Raw genomic sequence first — 24771 nt, 5'->3', positions numbered from 1 at the left:
TAATATGATTGAATATACAAAAACAAGATCGATTACTAACTGGCTCAAAACTAAATTCACTAGTGGTGATAATGGAATGATTTTTGACGAAGGCGATCGCAGTAGTTTCGAGGAAATACAAGAATTTATTGCCAGTGAGGATCGTCAGTTCAAAACTCCTATAATCTACTATCAAGCTTTTCCAGAAGAAACTGCCATCGAGTTTTTAAGTACTCTCCAAGACGAGTTAGATTCCAAAATGGGCAAATCAGGAGAGAGTTCACCAAAATCTTTATTGACTACCACCATCAAAGATGCAGGATTGAAAATGATCGTGATTGATGATTGCTATCTTCATCCCCAAGATACTCTAGAAAATCTGCTGGATTTTTTCTCTTGTTGCAATGTTGCTGTTATTTTAGTTAGCTGCCGAAGAAAAATAGCGATCGCTCAAATTTTAAACCATCCTATCGCTAGCCAATGGGACAAACTTCAAACTGCTAGGGGATGCAAAACAATACTGTAGTAATATTAAATCGATCTAAATAATGTAGCTGCTTTTCCTTTTGATTGGTAATGTCAGAATAAAGCATCTAATAAAATGTATGTTAAATAGTCTTGGTAAGATTGACAATCCTTTAGTTAGAGCGATCGCTGCTGCCAGCACATCATTTGCTATGGTAATCTTCATTGCAGCAGTCGCCCTTGGTTTGCCCGATCCTAAAAATAAGTCAGTCAACAAAATTGGTATATATGCTTCTCTATTAGCTTTTGTAGCTGGTGCGGGTGTTGGTTTGGCGGTCAAAGATAATTCCCCTGCTAAAAGTAAGCAAGTTAAAAACGACAATATCCAAGACAACACTTGGCAAGATTGGCGAGATTTCAAAATTGTCAGAAAAGAACCAGAAAGCACAGAAATCACCTCTTTCTATTTTCAACCCGTTGATGGAGGAAAACTACCCGATTTCCAACCAGGTCAATTCCTCACCATCAAACTAAACATACCAGAACAAGATCGCCCTGTAATTAGGACATATTCCCTTTCAGACTATCCCGAATCTCAAGATTATTATCGGCTGTCAATCAAGCGGGAAGGTTCGCCCAAAGGCCTAGATGTGCCTCCTGGGGTAGCTTCCAATTTTATGCACGATCGCATTACAACAGGTTCGATTATTCCCTGCAAGCCTCCTAGCGGAAAGTTTTATTTAGAAGTAGATAATTCTATTCCTGCGGTATTAATCAGCAATGGCGTTGGCATTACTCCCATGATTAGTATGGCAAAAACCGTTGCCCGTCAAAATCCTCAGCGTCATGTCTGGTTTATTCATGGCGCGCGCAATGGAGAATATCATGCCTTTGGCGAAGAAGTAAATCAAGTTTCTCAATCCCATCCCAACCTTCATATCCACTATTGTTATAGTCGTCCTCGCCCTGAAGATGAAGGCAAATACCACAGTCAGGGTTATGCAGATAAACAACTGCTAGCAGATACTATTATCCCCGAAATAAAATCGAATCATGACGGTGCGCCGGATGCAGAATATTTCTTATGCGGTTCTCCTGCATTTATGGACTCTTTGAGGGAAGGTTTGAGGGAATTAGACGTAGCAGAAGATCGAGTATTTTTTGAATCTTTTGGTGGAGGAAAAACTAAAGGAAAAGCTAAAGCAACTTCTAACGATGAGGGAAGTGTTAGTAGTGCAGAAGTTGTATTTGCCCGATCTAACCAAACTTTAACTTGGACGACTGAAGACGGTACTTTGTTAGAATTTGCCGAAGCCAATAATATCAATCCTGATTTTAGCTGTCGCCAGGGGATCTGTTTAACCTGTATGTGTCAGTTGCACGAGGGAGAAGTCGAATATATCGAAGAACCAGGGGGCGAACCCGATGAAAATGCAGTATTAATTTGCGTCTCTAAACCGAAGACAGACAAAATTGTTTTGGATTTATAGTATGTAGCAATCCTAATAATTGTTCGCCGATCGTTGATAATAGATCGGTGGCGTTTCTAGCAAAAAATTAATGGCAACAATTAACGACAACTATCTCAAACTCAAAGCAGGATATCTATTCCCCGAAATTGGCAGAAGAGTCAGTGCTTATGCAGCGGATAACCCCGATGCACCGATTATTAAATTAGGTATTGGGGATGTCACCGAACCCTTACCTGCTGCTTGTCGCGATGCAATCATTGAAGCAACCAAAGAAATGGGCGATCGCGCTACTTTTAAAGGATATGGCCCCGAACAGGGATATCTCTGGTTGCGAGACAAAATCGCGCAACATGACTTCCAATCTCGCGGTTGTGATATTGATGCTTCGGAAATATTCATCTCAGATGGTTCTAAGTGCGATTGCGGGAATATCCTCGATATTTTTGGCGACGATAATAAAATTGCCGTCACCGATCCCGTTTATCCCGTATACGTCGATACTAACGTCATGGCGGGGCATACAGGAGATGCCGCCGCAGACGGCAAATATGAAGGTTTAGTTTATTTACCTATCAGTGCAGATAATGACTTTACCGCCCAAATTCCCACAGAAAAAGTAGATTTAATCTATCTTTGTTTTCCTAACAATCCGACAGGAGCAACTGCTACCAAAGAACATCTCCAAGCTTGGGTAGAATATGCCAAACAACACGGGTCATTAATTTTATTTGATGCAGCCTATGAAGCCTTTATTACCGATCCCGATCTACCCCATTCTATCTATGAAATAGAAGGGGCAAAAGACTGCGCGATCGAGTTTCGTTCTTTTTCTAAAAACGCAGGTTTTACAGGTACTCGTTGTGCTTTAACAGTTGTTCCCAAAAATCTCACGGGAAAGGCTAGTGATGGTTCTGATGTGGAATTATGGAAATTGTGGAATCGCCGTCAGTCTACCAAATTTAATGGCGTATCTTATATCGTTCAAAGGGGTGCAGAGGCAGTTTATTCTAAAGCAGGACAAGCACAAACTAAAGAATTAATTGCTTTCTATTTAGAAAATGCCAAAATTATCCGCGAACAACTAACCGCAGCAGGAATCAAGGTATATGGTGGTACAAATGCTCCCTATGTCTGGGTTAAAACTCCCAATGGTTTATCTAGCTGGGATTTCTTTGATAAATTATTGTTGAACTGCAACGTAGTTGGTACCCCTGGATCTGGTTTTGGCGCAGCAGGAGAAGGTTACTTTCGCATTTCTGCATTCAACAGTCGCGACAATGTTAACGAAGCAATGAAGCGCATTACGGACAAGTTTAAAGCTTAATTTCGCCTTTTAATTTCCAATTTTAAAGACCGCAAAAGCGATCGCTTTTATGACAATAAGGCGATCGCTTTTTCTGATGCCCACCATAATTGAATTGTCGATATTATTTAATTCTTAACCATAAAAAAATCCCCCAAAATCAAATGAGAGATCGACAATAAATATTGCAATATAGAACTATTTAGCAACAACGAAATTAACCAATTTATTCGGTACGACAATTACCTTTTTAACTTCCTTACCTTCGATATACTTTTGAGCAATATCCGATTCGGTGGCAAACTTTTCTAAAGCTACTTTATCCGAACCTGCGGGGACTTGAATTGTACCGCGAGTTTTACCCATAATCTGCACGACTAGAGTTATTTCCTCTACCACTAAAGCAGACTCATCTACTTCCCGCCATTGCTGTTGATGAACGGATTCAGAATGTCCCAAACTACTCCATAATTCTTCGGCAATATGGGGTGCAAAAGGAGCGAGTAATAAAACTAGAGTTTCGATACCTTCTTGGTATACAGGGGAAGTTTCGCACTTAGCATCTTTGAGAGCATTGCTTAACTTCATTAACTCTGAGACAGCAGTATTAAACTGATAGTCTCCTGTTAAATCTTCTGTAATCTCTTTGATAGCTGTGTGGATTGCACGGCGCAAGCTTTTCTCGTCTTTGTTTAAATCTTCTGTAATCTCTTTAACCGCAGCAGGATCGAAACTAGTAACTAAAGTCCAAACGCGATTGAGAAAGCGATATTGCCCTTCCACATCCGCATCATCCCATTCTAGATCTTTTTCTGGGGGTGCTTTGAACATAGCAAACATACGAGCAGTATCCACACCATATTGCCCGATTACATCTTCGGGTGCGACACCGTTATATTTAGACTTAGACATTTTTTCGTAAAAAACATCTAATCGATCTTTCGTTTCAGGATCTAGAGGATTATTGCGATCGACATCAGCCGAGGGAATATATTTATTAGTCTGAGGATTTTTATAAGTTAAACCCTGCACCATTCCTTGAGTAAGCAAGCGTTTAAATGGTTCGTCAAAATTTAATAAACCTCTGTCTCGCAATACTTTAGTAAAGAAGCGAGAATACAATAAGTGCAGAATAGCGTGTTCGATACCGCCGACATATTGATCTACAGGCATCCAGTCATTGACTTTATCCTGAGTAAAAGGAATGTCTGTATTATTGGCATCGCTATAGCGGAGATAATACCAGGAAGAATCAATAAAGGTGTCCATCGTATCGGTTTCTCGCTTTGCAGCCTTACCGCAGCAAGGGCAATCTACATTAATCCAGTCTTCCAATTGTGCTAAAGGAGAACCACCTCGCCCCGATAATTCTACAGATTCGGGCAACTCGACAGGAAGATCTGTATCTGGTACGGGTACAGTACCGCAATCATCACAATGAATTACAGGAATTGGGCAACCCCAATATCTCTGGCGAGAAATCAACCAATCCCTTAAACGATATTGCACGCGAGCTTTACCATAGCCTTGTTGTTCGGCATATTCGATAATTTTGGTTTTAGCTTCAACGGAATTTATACCGTCAAATTCTCCTGAATTAACTATTGTGCCAGGTTCGACGTACGCCTGTTTCAATTGTGTATCAGCATTTTGTTCTTCAGGAACAATTACCGTTTTGATGGGCAAACCCTTTTCAGTCGCAAATTTAAAATCTCTGGTATCGTGAGCTGGTACGCCCATTACCGCACCAGTACCGTATTCATATAATACGTAGTCGGCGATTAAAATAGGAACTTCTTCCCCATTAAAGGGATTGATTGCTTTCCCTCCCGTAAGTACTCCCTGTTTCGGTTTATCTTCGGCAGTTCGTTCCATTTCGCTTTGCCCTTTTATTTTCTCCATGAACTCAGCCACCCCAGATTTTTGCTCGGCTGTAGTAACTTCAGGTGTCAAAGGGTGTTCGGGGGCGAGTACTAAGTAGGTTACGCCATATACTGTATCGGGGCGAGTGGTAAAAACGGCGATCTTGTCCTCTCTACCCACAATAGGAAATTCTAAATAAGCCCCCACGGATTTACCAATCCAGTTGGCTTGCATAGTTTTAACTCTTTCTGGCCAACCATCAAGCCGATCTAAATCTTGTAGTAATTTCTCAGCGTAGTCGGTAATCTTGAAAAACCACTGTTTGAGAAGTTTGCGCTCGACAACTGCCCCAGATCGCCAACTTTTCCCTTCACTGTCTACTTGCTCGTTTGCCAAAACGGTTTGGTCGATGGGATCCCAATTAACCGCAGCTTCTTTCTGATAGGCTAACCCCCCATCCAAAAATTGTAAAAATAGCCATTGCGTCCATTTATAGTAGTCAGGAGAACAAGTAGCTACTTCTCTTTCCCAGTCGATAGAAAGTCCTAGCTGCTTCAGTTGATCGCGCATTTGTTCAATGTTTTTATACGTCCATTTTGCAGGAGGAATACCGCGATCAATCGCTGCATTTTCGGCTGGCAAACCAAAGGCATCCCAACCCATAGGATGTAGCACTCGATAGCCCTGCATTCTTTTGAAACGAGCAATTACATCAGTAATTACATAGTTGCGGACATGACCCATATGTAGGTTTCCTGAAGGGTAGGGAAACATGGAGAGGGCATAAAATTTTGGCTTGTCTTTGTGTTCGGGGGTTTTATCGATTCCCGATTCTTGCCACTGCTGTTGCCATTTCTGTTCTATTTCTGCTGCGTTATATCGCGACTCCACGACTGGGTTTACTCCTAAGATTAGATTGTTATATTTGAAATTAGAAAACTCTTTAATAATATACGCCTGATGTGAATTAGTTTCGTTCTAGTTTTTAGCTTTTAGTTTTTAAGAAAAATTGTAAAGTAGCCTAATTGTCAAAGAAGATGATGGAGATCGCTTAATTCTAATAGACTATAGACTTAACTAAAAAAGAACCAGGCGAGATTTACTGAGGTGACGATGCTAAAAAAGAACAAAAAAATTCTTCTTTCATTAGCAGGAATATTAACTGCGATCGCATCACTAACCATCATTCCCAATCTGACTTTTATCCTTCGTCTTCTTACTTATCCTAAAAATCCCATAACTAGTATTGATTGGTATCAACCTCTTGAATTAATACCAGGAAAACCCAGCACAATTGAGCAAGCAAATACAACCCTTATTTCTCAAGCTAGTCTGAATCAAATTTCAGATTATGCTCAAAAAAATAATTCTTCGGCTTTATTAGTATTGCATCGAGGAGAAATAGTTTTAGAACGCTATTGGCAAGGATTTACCCCTAGTTCTACTTTTAATTCCATGTCTTTGTCCAAAACTATTGTGGCGTTGCTGATGGGGATTGCGATCGCTGAAGGGGATATTAAGTCAGAATTAGAACCCGTCGCTAACTACATCCCCGAATGGTCGAATGACAAGCGCAGTAAGATTACGATTCAAAATTTACTCTATATGCAGTCTGGTTTGCAAAATCAAGATAATACGGCAAATCCACTATCTGATTTGGTGCAGATGTATGCAGGTAAAAATGCTGATGCGATCGCTTTAAATCTTACTGCTAAACAAGATTCTCAAACAGTTTTTGATTACAACAGCGGCAACACACAAATACTAAGTGAAGTCTTAGAAAGAGCTACAGGAAAAAAATATGCCGACTATTTAGCAAACAAGCTTTGGCAACCTTTAGGAGCAAGTGACGCTTATCTATGGCTCGATCGCGTCGGTGGAAATCCCAAACCATTTTGCTGTCTTTTTGCTACCCCCAGAGATTGGGCAAAAGTCGGACAATTATGGCTCGATCGCGGTCAAGTTGACGGCAAACAAATCGTTCTTTCTAGTTGGCTGGAGAAAATGCTTCAACCCTCACCTCTAGAATCTAAATATGGCTATCATATATGGCTAGAAGCTCGTACTCCAGAGAAAACTGGTGCTTATAGTGTTAACTCATCAGAACCTTTTTTAGCCCAAGATACTTTTTATTTAGATGGCGCATCTCTCCAGCGAGTTTATATTATCCCATCTCAAGAATTAGTTATCGTTCGTGTTGGTGAAGATGCTCAAAACTGGGATGATTCGGTTATGGTTAATACTTTGATTGCCGATTTGCAAGGTAAAAAAACTAAATAAAATGTTTTTAGTTAACTAAATGCCAATTATTTATATGAGGTCGTAAATTCTTCTAAAGACACATTAGAGTAATGCTGCCAATTGTTAGCCAGAATATAATCGTAAAAAACATCGATCAAAATACCTGCGAAACGACGATATTCGTTACTTATCCTTTGTTTGCTCCGTTTAACAAGAGGATGTTTATCAGTGAAAATGTCTATCGCCTGGTGGCATTCTAGACCTCTTTGTAAAGTCGGATTTAAAGCTTCCCTGGCTTCTCCTTTAATTAAATCCCCCAGTAAATTTCCCAAACTAACTTCAGGATTAGATTCGGCTAATAATAGATGAGCTAGCCAATTCATACGTTTTTGTTATGTTGAATAATTATATTGAAACACAAAAAAAAGATAAGAAATCAAAGACGGTAATCTTTTAATTCCTTATCCTTTAAATATCTCTAGATATCTCTCTAAAAAATTAAGTCTAAAAGTTGATATTTAAAAACCTTCAACTCATTAGTTTTAGTTGTAAACTTTTCCACCACCCCAAAGAATGCCACGAACTTCTGGCTGAATCAGGATATGTCCTGCAACAGCCTCTAGATCGTCATCAGTTAAATTACGCATTAAAGGATAAAGATCCGAGCGAGTAGTATTAGGATGAAATTCATAGATATCTCTTTCTCCGTCATAAGTTGTAGGATTTTTAAGATAATCAACGATTCCCTCAATATTATCTCTGGCTGGATAAGCACCAGCTAAAGCAGTTAAGCCTAAGTTCACGTTAGGATTGGGCTTAGTTACGCCGTTTTTGTGACAATAAGAACAAGTGTCAACAAATACCCTTTGTCCTTGTTTAACTTGTTTTAGACTTAAGACGACTTCTTCCCCTTGGTCATTAGCTTTGACCGTACGAATACTTTCGTCTAGTTCAACTGCATTAACACTACCGATGTTAAATTGAATTGCCAAAAATAGGGCAGCTACAGCAGCAAATAATAATCGCTTCAACATTGTTCTCCTCAAAAATTTTAATTTGATGGCGGTGCTATTAAATAACGCACCAATATACATAATCTTCAGTTATTTATCTTGACAGAATACCTTGTAATTTTAAAAAACAGTAACCAATCTTATCGCTCTGGGTGAATCTATAACTAGAAAAGAGCTAGAATAATATATTGATTAATTGGCTTGCGAATTGGTTTTGGCAGCCATGATTTCCAGAATAATTGTCTTAGCATCTTCTAAAGCCAGACAAGTGCGTTCGTTTTTATAGTTTATTTTAAAGCGATCGCAAAGCTCGAATACAGTTTGTTCTTCGATTTGGTATTCTGCTGCTATATCAGCAATTGATAGTTCTGCAAAGCCCATAAGCACGGTCTAAGTGAATCTCTTCAATGAAGATTGAATAAATTGTCAAGATCAAGTAATCATGTATTATACAAAGATTACTTTAAAGTTTTGTAGAGCAATAATACTCAACAAAACTATTGTTGCCAAGTTATGCTAATCATCATCCCATTTATTAGACCCAATTTGAGCAAAAATTTCTTTTAAAGGTTAGGTGTCAGGTGATTGAGGAAGTAGTAAAGAATGAAGATCCACAACTCGACCGATCACGGCGATCGCAGGTGCTTGGAATTCTCTTACTTGTAACTGCTCGACAATTGTACCCAACGTGCCTATTAATTGAGTTTGGTCGGGTCTTGTACCCCAGCGAATCATGGCGATAGGTGTTTGGTGGGTCATCCCCCCTGCCAGTAATTGAGGAATAATTTGGGGTAGGTTATGAACCCCCATATAAATTACAATAGTTTCTGAACCTTGAGCGATCGCTTGCCAGTTGACTTCGGGGCGATATTTTTCAGTAGATTCGTGTCCCGTAACAAAGGTAACTGAAGAATTATATTGACGATGGGTTACGGGAATACCAGCATAAGCGGGGGCAGCAATTCCTGAAGTAATACCAGGTACAACTTCTACCGATACTCCTGCCTTGACTAAATCTGCCATTTCCTCTCCTCCTCTACCAAAAACAAAAGGATCTCCACCTTTGAGACGAACTACGATGGCTTTGGTTTCAGCTTGAGATCTTAATAATTCTGTAGTTTCAGCTTGGGGCAAAGAATGACGACCTTTGCGTTTCCCTGCATTAATTTTTTTGGCATAAGGGCTGATAATCTCTAGAATTTCTGGGCTTACTAGGGCATCATAAAGAACTACGTCAGCTTGTTCTAGTAGAGTCTTAGCCTTGACTGTCAGTAACCCTGGATCTCCAGGTCCCGCACCAACTAAATAAACTTTACCCACATATTTTATTTTATTCATGCTTTAAATTTCCTTGGCAATTAATTCTGCTAAAGCTTTTGTCGCCCCCAAAGGCTGACCTAGGATTAGCTCGACGTTGGGATAGTCTGCCTGTAATGATGCTACCTCAACTGCGATCGCTCGGACGATTTTGCCTGGAAACAAAAAATACGGCAAAATCGCAATTTTAGTATGACCAGCAGTAATTTGAGCTTTTACTTGTTGAGCCAAACTAGGATCTGTCGACCAATAAGCAGTCGTGGCATTGAGCTTCTGTGCCAGATTTTCATAATAATCGGCAACTCCTGGCAAACGACTGCCGTGGGCGACTAAAATTCGCGATCGAGCCGATAGTTCTAAAAATTTATCGCTCAAAAGTTGTACCATTCCCGAATATTTACCTAGAAATGGGGATAATTCTATTGTCACTCTATTTTTTATTTGTTTTATAGCTAATGCAATTTCTTCAGGAATATCTTCTCGTACATGAACTCCAGGTGCAAGAAACAAAGGTAACACTTTAACCCGACTAAATCCTAGTGAATCTGCTTTTAGAGCGAATTCAACCAAACTTTGGTTCAAAGATAAGGAAGTTAATTCTAAAGCAGCAATTCCCACTAAAGGAGTTTGGCTAAAGTCCAATTTAGTAACCGTTTTCGACTCAAAAGAAGAAAAGATGATTTTTCCGTAATTTTGCTGAGTTATTATATCCTTAGACTTAATTTTTAAACTGGTTAAATGTTGCAATTTAGCAGCAGCAGTTTGAGTCTTAAGGTTTCGACTACCGTGAATAACCAAAAAGTAAGCAGAAGAGGTCGTCAAAGAAATTTCTATAAACTGTAATAAACTAATTGGAAAACTCAAATAATAATTATCTCAGAAATTATAGCAATTGAGACAGTTTATTCTGTAGTGAATGATATATCTTAGGTAAAGCATCAGTATAAATGCTGACATACTGTCAAAATAATTAGAAAAAATCATAGTACCACCATAAAAAATCATAATTTTCTAACAGAATATGTTGAGTAATAACTCTAAGGATAAAAATATAAATAACTCCAGTTCGTCTCCAACTTCTTCGCGAGATAGTCTTGATGTAAATTTAAGCGAATATTTAGTTAAATTAAAAAGACGGTGGAAACCAGCTTTAGCCATATTTCTTCTCACCTTGGGAGTGACGGGGGGATTGAGTTTATTACAGAAAAAAACATATCAAGGAGAAGGCAAATTAGTTTTCAAACAGCTTAGTGCCGCCGATCAAGTGGGAATTGGTGAGAATGCAGGCAGATTAGATACAATTCTGCCTAATCAAACTCCGGTCAGCACCCAAATCCAAGTACTAGAATCTGAACCCGTAATCCAACAGGTAATCGACCGTCAAAAACTTACCGACGACGAAAACAACCCTTTAAAAACCGATGATTTCCGCAAAAAACTAAGTACGGAGTTAATTGGTGGAACAGATGTAGTTGAAGTTAGATACAAACATCCCGATCCTAAAATTGCTGCTGAAGTAGTCAACACTCTGATGGATGTCTATATTCAAGAGCAAATTAGAGGCAACCAATCAGAGCCAGAAGCAGCCAAAGATTTTATTAATCGAGAGCTACCCACTATAGAATCCAAAGTAGAACAAGCAGAACAAAACATATCAGCTTTTAGAAGCGAAAACGATATAGTCGATTTAACTGAAGAGAAAAAAGGACTAGTAACTAACTTGGGAGCATTAAATCAACAGATATCTACCACGGGTTCTGAGTTACAAGGCTTACAAGCTCAAACCAGTGCTTTACAAAGTCAGTTAGGTTTAGACCTTAACCAAGCTGTTGCCACAGATCAATTAGCTGCTTCTCCGGAAGTACAGAGTATTTTAGGACAATTGACCGAAACAGAATCTAGCTTGGCTCAAGAACGCCAGAGATTTAGTGAAGAACATCCCAGTATTATTAGTCTGACAGAAAAGAAAAATGACCTCAACAGTCAACTTAAAGGACTAATTGCCAATACGGTTGGTCAGGGCATTAACGTATCTCAAGGATTATTGCAAGAAAACAATGGTATCAAAGAAAATCAATTAGAAAAATTCATTACTCTCAAAATTGACGAACTCAGTCTACAAAGACAAGTTACTTCTTTGTATCAATCTCAACAGAACTATTTAAAACGAGCTAAAGATATCCCCAGATTAGAAAAACAAGAACAAGAATTAATTCGTAATGCAGAAGCAGCAGGTAATACCCTAGAAACCTTACTGGATAACTTGCAGAAAGTTCAAATAGCAGCCAGCCAAGAAAGCGGTAATGCCAAAGTTGTTGAGTATTCCTCTGTTCCAGAAAAAGGTGCTTCTGGTAGAACAATGCTACTTGGCTTGGGTCTTGTCTTGGGTGCGTTTTTGGCTAACTTATCAGTTGTTCTGCTAGAAATGCAAGACCGTTCCTTAAAAACCTTGGCAGAAATCAAGAAGAAGTTTTCTTATCAAACCATTGGCATCATTCCTTTAGAAGCACCTAATTATCAAGGTAGAATTGTTACCAGAGAAGAACCCGACTCCTTTTCTAGTGAAGTTTATCGCATGATTCAAGCCAACTTAAAATTCTTGACTAGCGATAAGCCACCCAAGGTTATTTTAGTCACAAGTTCCGTTCCCGAAGAAGGAAAATCAACGGTTACAGCTAATTTAGCAGCAGCGATCGCTCAATTAGACCGTAAAGTATTATTGATAGATGGCGATTTACGTCGCTCTTCCCAACATCGTTTGTGGGGAGTAGGCAATAATAAGGGTTTAAAAGACATAATAACTAGTAATGTAAGTCTTGCCTCCGTCATCGCCAAACCAATGCCTAATTTGAGTCTTTTAACTAGTGGAATGGTCAATTCCAACCCCCTTGCACTGTTGGATTCTCCTGGGTTGAGTGATTTGGTTGGTCGTTCTCGTCGAGACTACGATCTAATTTTGATTGATGCACCACCTTTACCCGTCACCGCCGACGTACTGACTCTGAGCAAATTAGTAGATGGAATCTTGTTTGTTACCAGACCTGGAGTCGTCGAGCAAGAAAGCGCGGAATTAGCCCAGGAAACCTTAGCTACGACAGGACAAAAAGTATTGGGAATGGTAATTAATGGGGTCAAAGCAGCTGACTTTGATCGCTACTCTTATCATGGTCGTTATGGTAAAAGCTATTACACCAAAAACAATTCAGCTACTCAAAATAACGATAATTGGCAAAAGAATAATCAAGTTAACCAGGATTTACCCAATGTATCCAGTAAAGAAAAAAGTGCCAATAATAGCGTCGGCAGTGCTAATTTCTAAGCTCTAGATACTGTCAACTTGCTAGCTGAAGACACAGATTTGTGTAGAATAACTAGATAATGCCAACCCAACATAACGTTTGACATTATTTTGTTCAGCACAAGCTCAGACTGCCACTATGACTCTACAATTGCGCGTTTACGTCCCAGAACATCCTTTAATTAAACATTGGTTGTCAGTGGCACGAGACGTTAATACACCGCCTGTACTGTTTAAAAGTGCCATGAGCGAACTGGGTCGGTGGTTAACTTATGAAGCTGTTAGGAATTGGCTGCCAACGGTAGATACAATGGTGCAGACACCCCTAACTGAATGTGCTGCCACGTTTGTTAACCCCCAAACGCCTATTGGGATTGTTCCTATATTGCGAGCAGGTTTGGCACTATTGGATGAAGCCCAAAAAGTTATACCAACCGCAGCAATTTATCATTTAGGTTTGGTCCGTGACGAATCTAGTCTTGAACCTGCTTGTTATCTAAACAAACTACCCGATCGCTTTGCTCCTCAAACCAGAATTGTCATCCTTGAACCCATGTTAGCTACTGGAGGATCGATTATGATGGCAATGAAAGAGATTATCAGTCGAGGAGTGTCGCCAGAACTTATTCGGATAATTTCAATTGTGGCTGCACCCCCAGCTCTAAGACAGTTGAGCAAAAATTATCCTGGGTTAGAGATTTATACCGCTATTATTGATGAAGGACTTAATAGCAAAGGATATATTGTTCCAGGTTTAGGAGATGCGGGCGATCGCTCTTTTGGGACTTAGAATAATAGGGCGTTGGTAAATAAATTTATGATAGTTAGATTTTGTCGTCAGCTAAGTAACTCAAAATAGCTGATAGCTAAGAGCTAATGACTAGGAACAGAAGTACTTTATACGTAATACTTCAAATACCAACGCCAGAATAGTAGTTTAAGTAAGCAGTATTCCATATTTAATTACGATGGGTCAACAAAAGGGTTTCGGTAGTGGATTTATCATAGGTTCGATAGTAGGCGGTGTAGTGGGGGGTATTCTGGGTACAGTATTAGCTAGTCGTAACGAAAAGCAGATTTCAGAGCGAGATCCAGAAGTTTTACAACGTGGTAGAGAAATTCCTTTTACTAGTGACGAAAGTATCGAACTAGCTCGTCATGGTCTAGAAGATAAGATTGCTCAGTTGAACTTGGCTATCGACGATGTGAAGCAACAATTGGGTTCGGTTAAGGTAAATGAAGAATGAGGAACGAGGACTTTTTAAGTCCTACTTCCTAGCAATTTCTAATAAAAAATTACAGTGGTGCAATATCTTCGGGTAGAGGAATAAATTCGGTTTCTTCTGGTACAGAGTCGAATTTACTCCCTTGCCAATCCTGTTTGGCTTGTTCGATTCTTGATTTGCGACTAGAAACAAAGTTCCACCACTTATAACGCTTGCCTACAGATTAAAGCAATCTTTACACCATTTGCTGTCCAGTTAGGAATGTCGTCACAAGAGTAATGAGCAAAACTGGGTTCGATTTCTTCCGCCTCTTCAGGTAAAGCTACCCAAACTTGGATTGCGTGGAGGGTACTTTCAACATCGCGATCGCTCTCGGGAGTTCTTTCTGAATGAACAATACCTTTACCCGCAGTCATCCAATTAACTGCACCTGGCCTAATTTCTCTGACAGATCCCAAACTATCTCGGTGTAATAATGCCCCTTCAAACAAATAAGTTACCGTAGCTAAATTGATGTGGGGATGAGGACGCACATCGACTCCTGTGCCTGGGGGAAAAGTTGCAGGGCCCAAATGGTCGAAGAAAATAAACGACCCAACCATTGAATATTCGTCATGGGGCAAAATACGACGGGCATTAAATCCCCCTAAATCTTGAATATGGGGCGTAAGTAATTTAGTAATATTAGACATCAGAGGTTATAACTTCTAATGATCGATCGCAAGTAACGTTTTGATTGTCGTATATTACCCAGGCAAAGTCTAATAAATGAGAGATTTATATCCACCCGTAGAACCCTACAGTAAAGGCAAATTAAAGGTTTCTCAACTCCATACAATTCATTACGAAGAATCAGGAAACCCTCAAGGAAAACCAGTCATCTTTCTTCATGGAGGCCCTGGAGGGGGTATAGTACCGATGTATCGTCAATATTTTGACCCCCAGGAGTGGCGGATCGTAATTTTTGCCCAACGGGGTTGCGGTCAAAGTACACCTTATGCCGAACTAAAAGAAAATACTACCTGGGACTTAGTTAGTGATATTGAAAAGTTACGCAAGCATCTAAACATCGAAAAATGGGTGGTTTTTGGTGGTAGCTGGGGTAGTACTTTAGCTCTAGCCTATAGTCAGACTCACCCCGATAGCTGCAAGGGTTTAATTCTGCGAGGCATATTTATGTTGCGAACCTCCGAAATTCGCTGGTTTTATCAAGAAGGAGCGAGCTATATTTATCCCGATGCTTGGGAGGAATATCTCCAACCCATTCCCCCAGAAGAGAGACACGATTTGCTATCGGCTTTTTATCGAAGACTGACTAGTGAAGACAAACAGACTCGACTCGCAGCAGCAAAAGCTTGGTCTGTGTGGGAAGCCAGCACTAGTAAATTAATTCCCTCATCCGCTAGTAAAGAGCGTTTTGCCATGGCAGAATTTGCTGAAGCGTTTGCTCGAATTGAATGTCACTATTTTGTTCATAAAGGCTTTTTTGAACGAGAAAATCTACTTCTAGAAAATATCGACCGCATTCGGCATCTGCCAGGAGTAATTGTTCAGGGAAGATACGATGTTGTTTGCCCGATGAAGAGTGCTTGGGAACTACATCAGGCTTGGCAAGAAGCTGAATTTATTGTCATCCCAGATGCAGGACACTCTGTATCCGAACCAGGAATTAAAGATGCTCTAATTCAAGCAACCGATCGCTTTGCTGCGTTATAACTTATAGGGGAAAATAGGCTATCTATTGAAAATCTAAATGTTTGCTCTAACTAAAAACACTTCTCGTCAGAGAGAAATTGCTGAAGTAGTCTTTCGTAATGGTTGGGATTATGCACGAGGATTATTGGCTGGAGATAAATCAGACGAACCCCGTTTGCCATCTCCAGAAGTTTTACGCAACATCTTGATTGAATTAGGCCCAGTATATGTAAAGTTGGGACAATTACTTTCAACTCGCCCCGATATTCTTCCAGGACGCTACGTAGATACCCTAACGGATCTTCAGGCGAATGTTCCTCCCGTACCTTGGTCGGAGGTAGAAAGTCTGATTAGACAGGAGTTATCCCAACCCTTAGAGTCGATTTTTAGCGATATTGATCGAAATGCGATCGCAGCAGGTTCTATCGGTCAAGTATACCGTGCTGTTTTGACCAACGGACAGCAAGTGGCTCTAAAAGTACAGCGTCCTGGGATTGAAGTTATAGTTGCTCAAGATATTTCCTTGATTAAAAGTCTGGCAGAACTAGCTTCTCGCACTGAATTCGGCAAAAACTTTGATATTGTTGGTTTGGCAGAGGAGTTTAGTAATGCTCTCCAAGCAGAATTGGATTTTACTAGTGAAGCGGAATATACCGAACAGTTACGCACTAATCTTATAAACAGCAAGTGGTTTGATTCTTCAAAATTGGTCATTCCCCAGGTTTATAACAATCTAACTACTACCAAACTATTAACTATCGAGTGGTTGGACGGAGTTCCTCTTTTACAGGCGAAATTACCCCAAGTTCGAGATAGTAAAGACGAAGCCACCCAGCGCAGCGAAATTACCACCATTTTATTTAAAGCTTTTTTTAAACAAGTATATATTGATGGTTTTTTTCATGCTGACCCCCACCCAGGAAATATTTTTTATCTCCAAGACGGTCGGATCGCCATCCTCGACTGTGGTATGGTCGGTCGTTTAGACCCTCGTACTCAACAGATTCTGACAGAAATGCTGTTAGCAATTGTCGATTTGGACGGTCATCGCTGTAGCCAATTGACCTTAGAATTAGCTGAAGGCGGTCAAAAAGTTAATTTAAGCAGATTAACTAACGATTACGATCGCATGCTGCGAAAGTACTATAACCGCAGCATTTCTCAGATTAACTTCAGCGAGGTGATCTATGAAGTTTTACAGGTATCTCGTAATAATAAGATTAGACTTCCTAGCAATATGGGTTTATATGCCAAAACCATAGCCAATTTGGAAGGAGTAGCCAGAGGTTTTTATCCTCAAATTAATTTATTAGACCAAATTAGACCCCTCATAGCAGATGTTTTTCGCCGTCAATTTTTGGGAGAAAGACCCGCAGAGACTCTATTACGCATAGGTTTAGATTTAAAAAGTCTTTCATTGCGATCTCCTCGTTTAGTAGAGTTATTATTAGACCGCATCACTTCAGAAACTCTCAAGTGGAATATAGATATTGCTCGACTCGATATTCTAGCTCTTAGCCTAGAAGATTCAGCCAACCGTCTTTCTTTTAGTATTTTAGTTGGTTCTCTAATTATGGGGGCAGCCATTATCTCTACAGGTTCCCCCACTACTCAAGTATCCATTTTAAGTAACGTGCTTTTTGCTGTAGCTAGTTTGTTGGGAATTTGGCTCATAATTAGTATTTTGCGATCGGGAAAACTTAAATAGTTACCACACCAAAACAACCCAGAAAATTTTGTGAAACTTTGATGAAATTTTAGTTATCTCAAATCAAGTTGTGATGATTTTTCAGTTAAGGCTTTGTGATGATTTTTTCACTCTAATTCCTTTGAAAAAAAACATCAAAAATTCATATTGATACTTTAAATACAAATTGTAAGCATAATATTTTACAGTCAATACTGATAAAGTACCTAAAATCAAGGATATTTAAAGCTTTTGTTACTTTATCTCATCATCATAAATCTTTGATTTATTAAGAAAAATTCTTAATAAAGAAGATGAAGTTTACGAGTATATACTTATAAAAGCAGATTAGATATTATGATTGATAATGCAATGAAGTTACAGTTTATTTAAGCAATCGAGATATTTATGACTTAAAACATATACTTTTTTATTTACCTACAACATCCTTCAAAGCTTATGTAAATAGGAATGTTCAAAATTGTCAAATTCTACTTAATAATTTCAATTGAGCTTTTTGCTTGTTTAATAACCAAATGTCACTTGACAAGATCACAAAGCAATTTTGGAATACACCGTAAAATCAGATTATAGATAAATATAAAGTTTGAAAGTTTTAAAGTTTAAAAGGAACAAAAGATGAAATTTAAAACAACGATAGATAAAAACTTAAAGAGTTTAGATAAAAAATTACTGGGATTAAATAATCGTCATTTTTTCCTTTTAGATGCGCTTATTTTTTCCATAACACCTTTGTTGGGTATCATTCTTCGACTAGACGATCTGATGATTTTAGGGCAATATCGCACTGGTTTGATTATTGCGACTATTATCTTTTCTTGCGTTAAATTAATAATCTTTACCTTCGGTGGATTCTACAAACGATATTGGAAATATGCGAGTATTGATGAATTAACCCAAATTGCAGTTTTAACTGCGGGTGCGGTTGTAGCCAATACTATGATCTTAAGCGTCTTAGAATACATAACAGAGTTAGAAAGATTTTTAGTACCTCGCTCCTTAACTCTTTTAGACGGTATTCTCACTTTCATATTAATTGGAGGTGTTCGCTTTAGTATTAGAGCAGCCGAAAGAAAAAAACAGCAAAATAAGAACTTTTATCGACGCGATCGCGTTTTAATTGTAGGAGCAGGAGATGCAGGAGTATCTATCCTTCAAGAAATGCGTCGTAACCCAAAACTAGGATTCAATCCTATTGCCTTTGTTGATGATAACTCTCAGAAAAAAGGCTTAAATATTCAAGGACTTCCTGTAGTTGGCAACCGCTTCCAAATTCCTGAAATAGTAGCTGCCCAGAACATTCGTCAAGTAGTAATTGCCATGCCTACCACTTCGGGTAAGGTGATTCGAGAAATTGTTGATGTCTGTCAAGCAATTGGCGTTGCTGTTAATACATTGCCAGCTACCAACGAAATTCTTGATAATAGTAATAAAGTCAATACCCTTAGAGAAGTCAAAATTGAAGATTTGTTGCGTCGTGAACCAATTCAAACCGATGCCCAAGGCGTTTTTAAGCTGTTAGAAGGTAAAAAAGTTCTGATTACTGGTGCAGGAGGGTCAATTGGTAGCGAGTTATGTCGTCAAATCTTCCGTTGTCGTCCCTCTCAAATAATCTTGCTCGGACATGGCGAAAACTCTATCTTTAACATTAGACAAGAACTAGATCAAGTATTACAAATACTCAAACAACAAGAACAACCAGACAAAGAGTTAACTGAGTTGATTCCATTTATTGCCGACCTCCGAATCAAAGATAGAGTAGAAAACGCTTTTCGTACCTATAAGCCAGATATCGTATTTCACGCAGCCGCTCACAAGCACGTACCTCTTATGGAGCTTAATCCCCCCGAGGCTATCACCAACAATGTGATGGGGACAAAAAATCTTTTAGATCTCGCCATCAAATACAATGTGGGCAACTTTGTCATGATTTCTACTGACAAGGCAGTTAACCCTACCAACGTCATGGGAGCGAGTAAGCGGACTGCTGAAATGTTAGTCTTAAAAGCTGCTCAAATTAGCGGTAGACCGTATGCTGTGGTACGCTTTGGTAATGTTTTAGGCAGTCGAGGTAGTGTAGTTCCTACGTTCAAACAGCAAATAGCCAAAGGTGGTCCTGTAACCATCACCCATCCCGAAATTACTCGCTACTTTATGACTATTCCCGAAGCGGTGCAGTTAGTGCTACAGGCTTCTGTTTTAAGCAATAAAAATAGTCAAGGCCAAATCTTTATGCTCAATATGGGTCAACCAGTCAAAATTGTTGACTTGGCTAAAGATTTAATTCACCTTTCTGGATATGAAGTTGGTAAAGATATTGAGATCGTCTTTACGGGATTGCGACCAGGTGAAAAACTTTATGAAGAGTTACTAGTAGAAGGAGAAGAATATGAAAGTACTTCTCACGAAAAGGTTTTAGTTGTTAAAAATGCCAGCCGAATTGTTCCGCAAAACTTTGACTTGAGTATAGATATTTTGTGCGAAGCAGCGCAGAAAAACGACACCAATTTAATCGTATTCCTACTAGATCGATTAGTAGTAGGATACAAAACCAAATATCAACAAATTAATATAGAACTCGCTCAAGATAACTTAGAGAAAATTATCAGTCAAACTTGCGATCTAAATCCTATAACTGCTATTTCAGAAAGTGATTTTGGTGATTTTGCCTCTCAGTTGAGCTTACCCCATTCCACCTCATCTAACCGATTAACCTCAACAGAGCTAGACGAAGGATTGAAACACGCATTAGAAAATCAAGAATTCAGCCTTTATTATCAACCTGTAATGAATCTTCAGACTGGTAAAATAAAAGAGTTTGAAGCTTTACTCCGCTGGAATCATCCAGAATTTGGTTTAATTATGCCCCAAAAATTTATGGGCGCAGCTGAAGAATCAGGTTTACTTGTTCCTATTGAACGTTGGATTGTTGAAGCTGTATGTATGCAGTTAAAATCTTGGCAAGAAAATTCTAGTTTTGCATCAGATGTTGGCATTAGTATTAATATTCCTAGCCAAGGAATATTGCAAAATAGTTTGGTTAAGCATTTAAGTTATAACTTGGATAAACACGAAATCAATCCTAAATTAATTTCTTTAGAGATATCAGAATATCTATTGGGAGAAAGTCCTCAAGTAGCAATGAATGTTTTGCCCCAGTTAAAAAGATTGGGAATTCAACTACAAATTGATAACTTTGGCAGAGTTGCATCTTTATATGGTCGCGTTCAACCAAATTTGCTTTACCGAGAATTTGATCGCGTCAAAATAGACCGACACTTGATGTCACGAATCGAACAAGAGCATCAGGCTTGGGAAGTTCTGCAAGATATTATAATCGATATAGAAAACTATGGCCTAGAAATTACTGCAACTGGAATTGAAAATATACCTCAATTAAATAAAGTAAAAGGTATTCTTTGTGAATACGGTCAAGGATATTACTTAAAACAGCCCTTAAATAGTAATGATGTTATAAAGCTCATGACTGGTAAAAGCCAGGCTATGTTTAAAAAAAGTAATTAAGCAAAAAATAAAATTTTAGAAAATAATCCATTTGAATGAATTTTTCCTAATTATTCAGATGGATTTTTAATTGAAAAATATTAAATAATAAAACTCGACTGTTATTTTAACAATTAATTTAAAATTGCTTTTTTATTGTAGGCTATTAACTGTATAGTACAAAAAGATAACAGAAGATTCTACAACCAGCGATCGCAAAAATCTGGTTGACCGTTTGAGAAATCAAATTTTTTAATGAAGTCGTCTATCTCTGATACTTATATGCTAAGACTTTGACTATCTCATATCGCCTCGGTAAATCTTATCTAGGATATAGTCAAGTATTGACAAACGACAAGAAAGGCTTTTTAGTCAGAGTATTCACATTGCATACCTCTTTTGTCGACATATAATATTGCCTACTCAAAACTAATTAAATTATCAAATTTTGTCAATGTTCAAAGCAATTACCAAAAAAATCCAGCTAATTTGGGCATCCCAAGGACAAACTAACCATCTTAAAAATCAACTAATCAAAGGTGTGGCTGGATCTCTAGGCTTGAAAGTTGCCTCTGCTTTCTTAGCTTTTGTGATGAGCGTTATCTTCGCTCGTTTTTTGGGAACATCTGGATTGGGAACTTACTCTTATGCTACGACCTGGGCAAACTTATTAAGTATTCCCGCAGCGCTGGGACTCGATCAATTAATAGTTCGAGAAATTGCCATATATCGTAACAAAGCTCAGTACGATCTAATCGGCGGATTTCTACGTTGGGCTAATTTGATGGTGTTGAGTGCTGGTATTACTATTACTTTAATAGCAATAATTGCAGCTTGGAATCTTAAGGGAGATTCAGATTCTACTGTAGTTTTGGCGATCGCTTTATCAATGGTCGCCGTTCCTATCATGTCTTTACGCAATCTGCGATTAGGAGCAATGAAGGGTCTGCGTAAAATTGTTTTGGGGCAAATGCCAGACTCTTTATTTTCACCAATTATTGTTATTGCCTTAACTGTCGCCACCTATTTCTTATTCAACGATCGCTTTAATGTTTTTTGGGTATTAGGAATCAAGATTTTTGCTTCGATTGTCACTTTAATTATCGGTACTAGATGGTTGTTGCAATCTCTTCCTCCAGAAGTAAGTCAAGTTACACCAAAATATAACACCAAAAAATGGATTGCTGATGGTTTGCCTTTTATGTTTCTGGGGGCATCACAACTACTCAATTCCCGGATCGATATTATCATGTTAGGTTCGATCAAAGGTGTAGAAGCCGTGGGAATTTATGCAGTACTTTTGGGTATTACTAGATTAACTGTTTTTATCCATCATGCAGCTAACAGTGTTCTCGGTCCCAACATTGCCACTCTTTATTCTGAAGGTAAAATTCGGCAGCTAGAAAGAATAGTTCGCAAAAGTATGTTAAGTGTGTTCTTGTTTTCTTTGGTCACGGGAGGTCTGTTAATGCTTTTGGGTAATCAAGTATTATTAATCTTTGGCTCGGAATTTCTTCCTGGTCGTACAGCGATGAATATTCTAATTATAGGTACGATTTTTACTTCTTTTACAGGAGCAGTTGGTTTACTGCTTAATATGACGGGACATCAAAATGAGACGGCGATCGCTGTAGGCTTGAGCGCAATTTTAAATATAATTTTAAATTCAGTGCTAATTCCTCGATGGGGAATTAATGGTGCAGCAACAGCAACCACTACTAGCTTGATTGTGATTAACATTATCAAGGCTATTTCTGTCAAGAAAAAGTTAGGCATTTCTCTTTATTCTTTTGGTAGTCCCAAAACCAAAAATAAATAGCCAGAAAAATTTTCTCAATAAATAAAAATATGAAATTACCAAATTTGATTATTGCTGGGGCACCTAAAGCAGGAAGTAGTTCTCTATTTCATTGGCTTGCTGCCCATCCAGAAGTTTATGGCGCACCCTGTAAAGAAACTTTTTACTTTATCGATCGCGATAGTTCTTTGTTGCGCCCAGAGGCTAACTATAATCTGCACGGCATCGAAAAATACGAAGCTTTTTTCCCCAACTGTCCTGAAGATATCAAAATTGTTTTGGAAGCAACTCCTCACTATATTTATCAACAAACTGCTTTAGACTTTTTTGCAGAATGTGAAACTCAACCCCATGTTGTTTTTCTCTTACGCAAACCTGCTAAAAGAGTATTTTCCTCTTTTAGCTTTGTTCAGAATAATTTAGCCCGTTTGGATAGCAATCTTACCTTTGAGCAAGTGACAGATTTATTGTTGGATGAAACGGGAGAATTAGTCAAAAAACTAAACTATCCCCCAAATGATTTTTTCTACGAATGGTTAAATACTCAATTACCCAATAATTGCTACTACAATTTTATTGCTCCTTGGGCGGAACGATTTCCTCTATCCAAGATTCACATTATCTTGTTTGAAGATATGGTGTCAAATCCTCAAGCTACTCTAATTAAACTCGCCCAAAATATAGGGATTGATGCTGATTTTTATCAAGAATTTTACTTTGAAAAAAGAACTCAAACCTTAGCTATTAAAAATAGATTTACTCATAAATTGTTACTCAAACTTGCTCCATTGTTAGGTACGAGTCAGATTCGAGGATTATTAAAATCATTTTATTTTAAGTTCAACACTACTCCTCCCGAGCCTGCGGGAACTGAATCTTTAAAACGTTTGGAAAATTACTTTAGACCCCACAATCAAAAACTGGCTGAGGCTTTTAAGTTAGACTTATCACCATGGAAATAAAATAAGTTTAATTGATTTTAGGTAATAACCTGAATCTATAAAATTTGACCCAATTGATTAAATTTGTCTCCCATTTCTTAGTATTATTAATAAATATTTCACTCAAGTATCAACCAAGTATTATGTCTAAGAAAAAACCAAAGTTCTGCGTAATTACAACCCCTAGGAGTGGCTCAACTTGGTTGGCAACTCTTCTAGATAGTCATCCTAAAATAAAATCCTTTGAAGAACCCTTTATTTGGAGAGCTGATCGACCAAATTGGACAGATAAGCAATTTCCTACATATTACGATTACAAAACTAATGCAAATAAAAAATCTATTTTTACTGCGTTTAAGTATTTAGATATTTTAGATAGCTACAAATCTGATACTAATTTTGATATTATCGGCTTCAAGATCATGTACAATCAGATTCAGGAAAATCCTGAAATAATGCTAAAACTACTTTTAGATAATTATCGAATTATTCATTTAATTCGTCAAAATTATCTCGATGTCATAATTTCTAGAGCAGCAAAAAACCAACACCACATAGCTCACTCTAATACAGTACAGTCTAAAACCAGACAAGTCACTATTGACACTTCTTATCTCATCAAAGATTTAGATAGATGCACGAGAAATAACAAGCTTTTCAGTTCTTTACTCAAGATAATGCCTCTGTCAGTACTAGAAATAACCTACGAATCAATGCAGGAAGATTATAACCAAGTCTTATGTTCTGTCGCTGAGTTTCTAGAAGTAAGCAGCGATTCTATAACTTTTAAAAGTGAACTAAAGCGCATAAATCAAGGAAAATATTCCGATAAAATAGCTAACTATGATGAGGTTTTAGAGACTTTGTCGGGGTCTAGTTACACGAAGTTTTTAAAGGGTTAAAATTGAGCCATCCGAACAATTGCCTTTTTCTGTAGCTACTGAACTT

The 24771-nt window shown here is 38.3% G+C and carries 20 protein-coding genes and 1 pseudogene; 13 read left to right on the top strand and 8 right to left on the bottom strand.

Features of this window, described 5'->3' with window-relative positions:
* Positions 1-4: 4 nt before the first annotated feature.
* The 3 genes from I4641_RS10700 to I4641_RS10690 all read left to right on the top strand — a co-directional run bounded on the left by I4641_RS10700 (position 5) and on the right by I4641_RS10690 (position 3240).
* The gene (locus I4641_RS10700) at positions 5-505 is read left to right on the top strand and encodes a hypothetical protein (protein WP_229640511.1); all 501 of its coding nucleotides are present in this window, start codon (positions 5-7) and stop codon (positions 503-505) included.
* Between the two features lie 79 nt (positions 506-584).
* Positions 585-1934, top strand: a complete 1350-nt coding sequence (locus I4641_RS10695) for a 2Fe-2S iron-sulfur cluster-binding protein (protein WP_229640510.1) — start codon at positions 585-587, stop codon at positions 1932-1934.
* A gap of 70 nt (positions 1935-2004) precedes the next feature.
* Positions 2005-3240 (top strand): LL-diaminopimelate aminotransferase, encoded by a 1236-nt coding sequence (locus I4641_RS10690; protein WP_229640509.1) that lies wholly within the window; start codon positions 2005-2007, stop codon positions 3238-3240.
* 177 nt (positions 3241-3417) lie between these two features.
* On the opposite strand, the gene leuS is transcribed toward I4641_RS10690, so the two are convergent.
* Complete coding sequence (gene leuS, locus I4641_RS10685; RefSeq protein WP_229640508.1) at positions 3418-5973, bottom strand: leucine--tRNA ligase; 2556 nt, start codon at positions 5971-5973, stop codon at positions 3418-3420.
* Positions 5974-6195: 222 nt separating this feature from the next.
* Here leuS and I4641_RS10680 point away from each other — a divergent pair, with 222 nt between their 5' ends.
* Positions 6196-7362, top strand: a complete 1167-nt coding sequence (locus I4641_RS10680) for a serine hydrolase domain-containing protein (RefSeq protein WP_229640507.1) — start codon at positions 6196-6198, stop codon at positions 7360-7362.
* A gap of 26 nt (positions 7363-7388) precedes the next feature.
* On the opposite strand, the gene I4641_RS10675 is transcribed toward I4641_RS10680, so the two are convergent.
* The 5 genes from I4641_RS10675 to I4641_RS10655 form a co-directional block, all read right to left on the bottom strand.
* Positions 7389-7706: an ACP phosphodiesterase gene (locus I4641_RS10675; protein WP_229640506.1), complete on the bottom strand. Its 318-nt coding sequence runs from the start codon at positions 7704-7706 to the stop codon at positions 7389-7391.
* A gap of 159 nt (positions 7707-7865) precedes the next feature.
* Positions 7866-8357, bottom strand: coding sequence for a photosystem II cytochrome c-550 (psbV, locus tag I4641_RS10670; RefSeq protein WP_229640505.1), 492 nt, complete (start codon positions 8355-8357; stop codon positions 7866-7868).
* Positions 8358-8528: 171 nt separating this feature from the next.
* A complete protein-coding gene (locus tag I4641_RS10665; protein ID WP_229640504.1) occupies positions 8529-8717 on the bottom strand; it encodes a translation initiation factor IF-2 in 189 nt (62 codons plus the stop codon).
* Between the two features lie 189 nt (positions 8718-8906).
* The gene (gene cobA, locus I4641_RS10660) at positions 8907-9674 is read right to left on the bottom strand and encodes a uroporphyrinogen-III C-methyltransferase (protein ID WP_229640503.1); all 768 of its coding nucleotides are present in this window, start codon (positions 9672-9674) and stop codon (positions 8907-8909) included.
* A 3-nt stretch (positions 9675-9677) separates the two neighbouring features.
* Positions 9678-10517, bottom strand: a complete 840-nt coding sequence (locus I4641_RS10655; protein ID WP_229640502.1) for a CbiX/SirB N-terminal domain-containing protein — start codon at positions 10515-10517, stop codon at positions 9678-9680.
* 157 nt (positions 10518-10674) lie between these two features.
* Here I4641_RS10655 and I4641_RS10650 point away from each other — a divergent pair, with 157 nt between their 5' ends.
* The 3 genes from I4641_RS10650 to I4641_RS10640 all read left to right on the top strand — a co-directional run bounded on the left by I4641_RS10650 (position 10675) and on the right by I4641_RS10640 (position 14198).
* Complete coding sequence (locus I4641_RS10650) at positions 10675-12972, top strand: GumC family protein (protein WP_229640501.1); 2298 nt, start codon at positions 10675-10677, stop codon at positions 12970-12972.
* 118 nt (positions 12973-13090) lie between these two features.
* A complete protein-coding gene (upp, locus tag I4641_RS10645) occupies positions 13091-13741 on the top strand; it encodes a uracil phosphoribosyltransferase (RefSeq protein WP_229640500.1) in 651 nt (216 codons plus the stop codon).
* Between the two features lie 178 nt (positions 13742-13919).
* On the top strand, positions 13920-14198 hold the full coding sequence (locus tag I4641_RS10640) for a ssl2009 family thylakoid membrane protein (protein WP_229640499.1): 279 nt from the start codon (positions 13920-13922) through the stop codon (positions 14196-14198).
* Between the two features lie 49 nt (positions 14199-14247).
* On the opposite strand, the pseudogene I4641_RS24425 reads toward I4641_RS10640, so the two are convergent.
* Both I4641_RS24425 and I4641_RS10635 read right to left on the bottom strand, forming a co-directional pair.
* Positions 14248-14352, bottom strand: a pseudogene (locus I4641_RS24425) (pirin family protein); the annotation flags it as partial.
* Positions 14353-14380: 28 nt separating this feature from the next.
* Complete coding sequence (locus tag I4641_RS10635; protein ID WP_229640498.1) at positions 14381-14869, bottom strand: pirin family protein; 489 nt, start codon at positions 14867-14869, stop codon at positions 14381-14383.
* A gap of 76 nt (positions 14870-14945) precedes the next feature.
* Between I4641_RS10635 and pip the strand changes: the two genes are divergently transcribed.
* The 6 genes from pip (at position 14946) to I4641_RS10605 (ending at position 24725) form a co-directional block, all read left to right on the top strand.
* A complete protein-coding gene (gene pip, locus I4641_RS10630) occupies positions 14946-15893 on the top strand; it encodes a prolyl aminopeptidase (RefSeq protein WP_229640497.1) in 948 nt (315 codons plus the stop codon).
* A 37-nt stretch (positions 15894-15930) separates the two neighbouring features.
* Entirely contained in the window at positions 15931-17580 is a 1650-nt protein-coding gene (locus I4641_RS10625) for an ABC1 kinase family protein (protein ID WP_229640496.1), read from the top strand.
* Positions 17581-18198: 618 nt separating this feature from the next.
* Entirely contained in the window at positions 18199-21105 is a 2907-nt protein-coding gene (locus tag I4641_RS10620; RefSeq protein ID WP_229640495.1) for a polysaccharide biosynthesis protein, read from the top strand.
* 433 nt (positions 21106-21538) lie between these two features.
* On the top strand, positions 21539-22903 hold the full coding sequence (locus tag I4641_RS10615; protein WP_229640494.1) for a flippase: 1365 nt from the start codon (positions 21539-21541) through the stop codon (positions 22901-22903).
* A 29-nt stretch (positions 22904-22932) separates the two neighbouring features.
* Positions 22933-23844 (top strand): sulfotransferase domain-containing protein, encoded by a 912-nt coding sequence (locus I4641_RS10610; protein ID WP_229640493.1) that lies wholly within the window; start codon positions 22933-22935, stop codon positions 23842-23844.
* 122 nt (positions 23845-23966) lie between these two features.
* Complete coding sequence (locus I4641_RS10605; protein WP_229640492.1) at positions 23967-24725, top strand: sulfotransferase domain-containing protein; 759 nt, start codon at positions 23967-23969, stop codon at positions 24723-24725.
* Positions 24726-24771: the final 46 nt, after the last annotated feature.

This window comes from Waterburya agarophytonicola KI4, from assembly GCF_020640915.1.
GTDB classification, from domain to species: domain Bacteria; phylum Cyanobacteriota; class Cyanobacteriia; order Cyanobacteriales; family Xenococcaceae; genus Waterburya; species Waterburya agarophytonicola.
This window is presented reverse-complemented; position numbering and strand designations above follow the sequence as displayed.

Bases quoted from the DNA above. Each gene is read 5' to 3' on its own strand.
- I4641_RS10650 (WP_229640501.1), top strand. From the start codon at position 10,675: ATGTTGAGTAATAACTCTAAGGATAAAAATATAAATAACTCCAGTTCG.
- upp (WP_229640500.1), top strand. From the start codon at position 13,091: ATGACTCTACAATTGCGCGTTTACGTCCCAGAACATCCTTTAATTAAA.
- I4641_RS10640 (WP_229640499.1), top strand. From the start codon at position 13,920: ATGGGTCAACAAAAGGGTTTCGGTAGTGGATTTATCATAGGTTCGATA.
- I4641_RS10620 (WP_229640495.1), top strand. From the start codon at position 18,199: ATGAAATTTAAAACAACGATAGATAAAAACTTAAAGAGTTTAGATAAA.
- I4641_RS10700 (WP_229640511.1), top strand. From the start codon at position 5: ATGATTGAATATACAAAAACAAGATCGATTACTAACTGGCTCAAAACT.
- I4641_RS10665 (WP_229640504.1), bottom strand. From the start codon at position 8,717: ATGGGCTTTGCAGAACTATCAATTGCTGATATAGCAGCAGAATACCAA.
- I4641_RS10675 (WP_229640506.1), bottom strand. From the start codon at position 7,706: ATGAATTGGCTAGCTCATCTATTATTAGCCGAATCTAATCCTGAAGTT.
- I4641_RS10625 (WP_229640496.1), top strand. From the start codon at position 15,931: ATGTTTGCTCTAACTAAAAACACTTCTCGTCAGAGAGAAATTGCTGAA.
- I4641_RS10680 (WP_229640507.1), top strand. From the start codon at position 6,196: ATGCTAAAAAAGAACAAAAAAATTCTTCTTTCATTAGCAGGAATATTA.
- I4641_RS10635 (WP_229640498.1), bottom strand. From the start codon at position 14,869: ATGTCTAATATTACTAAATTACTTACGCCCCATATTCAAGATTTAGGG.
- I4641_RS10610 (WP_229640493.1), top strand. From the start codon at position 22,933: ATGAAATTACCAAATTTGATTATTGCTGGGGCACCTAAAGCAGGAAGT.
- pip (WP_229640497.1), top strand. From the start codon at position 14,946: ATGAGAGATTTATATCCACCCGTAGAACCCTACAGTAAAGGCAAATTA.
- I4641_RS10615 (WP_229640494.1), top strand. From the start codon at position 21,539: ATGTTCAAAGCAATTACCAAAAAAATCCAGCTAATTTGGGCATCCCAA.
- psbV (WP_229640505.1), bottom strand. From the start codon at position 8,357: ATGTTGAAGCGATTATTATTTGCTGCTGTAGCTGCCCTATTTTTGGCA.
- I4641_RS10695 (WP_229640510.1), top strand. From the start codon at position 585: ATGTTAAATAGTCTTGGTAAGATTGACAATCCTTTAGTTAGAGCGATC.
- cobA (WP_229640503.1), bottom strand. From the start codon at position 9,674: ATGAATAAAATAAAATATGTGGGTAAAGTTTATTTAGTTGGTGCGGGA.
- I4641_RS10605 (WP_229640492.1), top strand. From the start codon at position 23,967: ATGTCTAAGAAAAAACCAAAGTTCTGCGTAATTACAACCCCTAGGAGT.
- I4641_RS10690 (WP_229640509.1), top strand. From the start codon at position 2,005: ATGGCAACAATTAACGACAACTATCTCAAACTCAAAGCAGGATATCTA.